This is a genomic window from Streptomyces sp. NPDC060194 (genome assembly GCF_042728285.1).
Lineage (GTDB): Bacteria > Actinomycetota > Actinomycetes > Streptomycetales > Streptomycetaceae > Streptomyces.
On the sequence record NZ_JBHWZH010000263.1, the window covers coordinates 1 to 3,441 of the forward strand.

The window sequence follows — 3,441 nt, forward strand, 5'->3', positions numbered from 1 at the left end:
GAGCGAACACCGCGCGGAGGGCCGTCGGCGTTCCGAAGTCCCCCTGCGACGCGCCTCCGAGCGGACGGTCGACACGGAGGCGCTTCGCACCCGGCGGGACCGGGGGTGGACGGCCGTCCAGGTGTTCGGACGAGGGAGGTGTTCCGCTTCTTCGGGCGGATAGGCTGGTGGGATGACGCGAGCTGAGCAGCCACCGGTCGTGAACCCGGCCGCCGACGACTCCCTAGCCGCAGATTCGCGTGAGCGCTCCGTGCGCGCGCTGCTGCGGGTGCCCGCCCTCCGCCGGTTGTGGAGTGCGCAGCTCACCGGGGGTGTCGGCGACTCGCTCGCCCTTCTTGTCCTCGTCGTGCTCGCCATGCACGCGGCGATCGTCGAGGGCTCCTTCGGAGGCCGCTACCAAGGGGTGGCGCTCGCCATCGCGATCGTGTTCGCGGTCCGCGCCCTCGCCACGCTCCTCTTCGGCGCGGTCCTGCTCGGCCCGCTGACGTCGCTCACCGGGCCCGAGGGCCCGCTGAACCGCCGCTGGACCATGATCGGCGCCGACGCCGTCCGCGCCGTACTGATGATCATCGCGCCGCTGTGGATCGACTGGACGCCGGACAACGCGCTGGCCGTCGTCCTGGTCACCGTTTTCGTCCTGGGCGTCGCCGAACGCTTCTGGACGGTCGCCAAGGACGGCGCCGCCCCGGCGCTGCTGCCCGCGCCCCCGATCGAGGGCGCGGCCGTCCGCCCGCTGCCCGACCGGCTCGGCGCGCTGCGCCGCCTGTCGCTGCGCACCGACTTCGTCGCCCTGCCGCTGGCCGCGGCCGCCTTCGTGTTCGTCACGCTGATGAGCAACCTGCTCGCCGCGGGCTTCGCCTGGTTCGGCGGCCACCAGGTCGCGCTCGCCTCGTACGTCGCCGCGGGGCTCTTCGCCGCGTCGGTCTCCGTCATCTACCTGATCGAGCTGCCGGACGACGCCACGCCGCGCGCCCGGTCCCCCCTGGAGGGGCTGCGCCGGCCGTCGTCCGCGGGCGCGGGTCCCGACAAGGGCCGCACCGGCGCGATCCCGCTCCTGGTGCTCTGCTGCGCGGCCGTCGCCGGGGCGGTCGCCGCCGCGGTCGCCGTCGCCGTCCTGCAGGCCGTCGCGCTCGACGGCGGGCCGGTCCTCTACGGACTGCTCGTGCTCGGGCTGACCGGCGGCACCGTCGCCGGCATCCGCACCGCGCCGTCGGTGCTGCCCGCCCTCTCCCGGCGCCGCCTCCTGGCGCTCGCGACGGCGCTCACCGGCGTGGCGCTGCTCGGGCTCGGCCTGGTGCCCGACACCGCGACCGCGCTCCTGATCGCGGCGGTCGCCGGCTGGACGGCCGGTGTGGCCGCCCGGACGGGCCACGGGCTGCTCGACCAGGAGACCGAGGAGTTCCGCCGGAGCCGCGTCACCGACCACCTGCAGGCGGTAGCCCGGGTCTCCGTGGCGGTCTCCGCGATCCTCGCGCCGGTCGTCGCCGGCGCCATCGGCTACCACCGGCTCGGCAGCGGCAAGTTCGTCCTGGCGCACTCCGGCTCCGCCTACACCCTGATGCTGGCGGGCGCCCTGCTGCTCCCGGTCGCCGCCCTGGTCCTCGCCAAGCTCGACGACCGCTCGGGCGTCCCGCTCCGCCGCGACCTGCGCGACGCGCTGGCCGGCCCCGCCGACCCCGTCCGCACGTCCACGGCGAACGGTTTCTTCATCGCCCTGGAGGGCGGCGACGGGGCCGGCAAGTCGACGCAGGCGGAGGCGCTCGCGGAGTGGATCCGCGCCAAGGGGCACGAGGTCGTCGTGACCCGCGAGCCCGGTGCCACGCCGGTCGGCAAGCGCCTGCGGTCGATCCTCCTGGACGTCTCCAGCGCAGGCCTGTCGCACCGCGCGGAGGCGCTGCTCTACGCGGCGGACCGCGCGGAGCACGTCGACACCGTCGTCCGCCCCGCCTTGGAGCGCGGCGCGATCGTCATCTCCGACCGCTACATCGACTCCTCGGTCGCCTACCAGGGGGCCGGTCGCGACCTGTCGCCGACCGAGATCGCCCGGATCTCCCGCTGGGCGACCGACGGCCTCGTCCCGCACCTCACCGTGCTCCTGGACGTCTCCCCGGAGGCCGCCCGCGAGCGCTTCACCGAGGCGCCCGACCGCCTGGAGAGTGAGCCCGCCGAGTTCCACCACCGGGTGCGCTCCGGCTTCCTGACCCTGGCCGCCGCGGACGCGGGCCGCTACCTGGTCGTCGACGCCGCCCAGGACCCCGAGTCCGTCACCACCGTCGTGCGGCACCGGCTCGACCGGATGCTGCCGCTGAGCGCCGCCGAGATCCAGGCGCGCGAGGAGGCCCGCAGGGCCGCCGAGGAGGAGGCGCGGCGCAAGGCGGAGGAGGAGGCCGCGCGGAAGGCCGAGGAGGAGCGGCTGGAGCGCGAGCGCCAGGAGCAGCTCGCCAAGCTGCGGGCCGAGGAGGAGGAGCGCAAGCGGCGCGAGCTGGAGGAGGCGCGGCGCCGCGAGGAGGAGCGCAAGGCCGAGGAGGAGCGGCAGCGCCAGGAGGAGGCGCGGCGGCAGGCGGAGGCCGAGGCCGCCCGGAAGGCCGCCGAGGAGGAGGCGCGCGCCGCCGAGCAGGCGCGGCTGCGCAAGCAGGCCGAGGAGGAGGCCCGGCTGCGGGCCGAGGCCGAGGAGCGCCGCCTGGAGAAGCAGCGCAAGGCCGAGGAGGCGCTGGTCCGCGCGGAGGCCGCCCGGCGGGCCGCCGCCGAGGACGCGGCGCGGGCCGAGGCCGAGCGGGCCGCCGCGGCGGCCGAGGCCGCGGAGCGGACCCGGGCGGAGGAGCGCGAGCGGGCGCGTGCGGAGGCCGAGGAGCGGTCCCGGGCCGAGGCCCGGTCGCGGGCCGAGAACGGCCCCTCCGACAACGAGACGACGCTGCAGACGCCGGTGGTCCGGCCCGACCGGCGCCCCGAGGAGTCGGAGAGCGACGCCGAGCGGACGGCCGTTCTGCCGTCGGTGCCCCAGGGGGGCGACCGCCGGGACGACGCTCCCCAGGGCGGCGGTCGCGACGCCGAGCGCACCCAGGTGCTGCCCCGCGCGGACCGCGATCTGGAGGACACCGCCGTGATCCCGCCCGTGCGGGACGCGCGGTCGGCCGACGACCCCGCCGACCGGGTCCCGGGCGGCTTCTTCCGCGACGAGCCCGCCGGTGCACCGCGCCGCGCGCCGGAGGACGACACCGCCCGGACCGCCGAGCTGCCGCAGCTCGACGAGTCGGGCCGCCCCCGGCAGCGTCCGCGCTCGGACTGGGCGGAGGAGACCCCGCTCGACGACCTCCCGTCGCTGGCCGACGAACTGCTCGGCCGCCGCAGGGACGACGAGGACGACGACGAGGGCGAACGCGGAGCGCGCCGCCGCCGCTGACCCCGGTCCAGCCCTGACCGTAGAAGGGCACGCCGACGACC

General features: G+C 77.0%; 1 protein-coding gene. It reads left to right on the forward strand.

What is annotated here, in order from left to right:
* Nucleotides 1-172 precede the first annotated feature (172 nt).
* Entirely contained in the window at nt 173-3,400 is a 3,228-nt protein-coding gene (gene tmk, locus ACFWEG_RS28610) for a dTMP kinase (RefSeq protein WP_387220912.1), read from the forward strand.
* Nucleotides 3,401-3,441 lie beyond the last annotated feature (41 nt).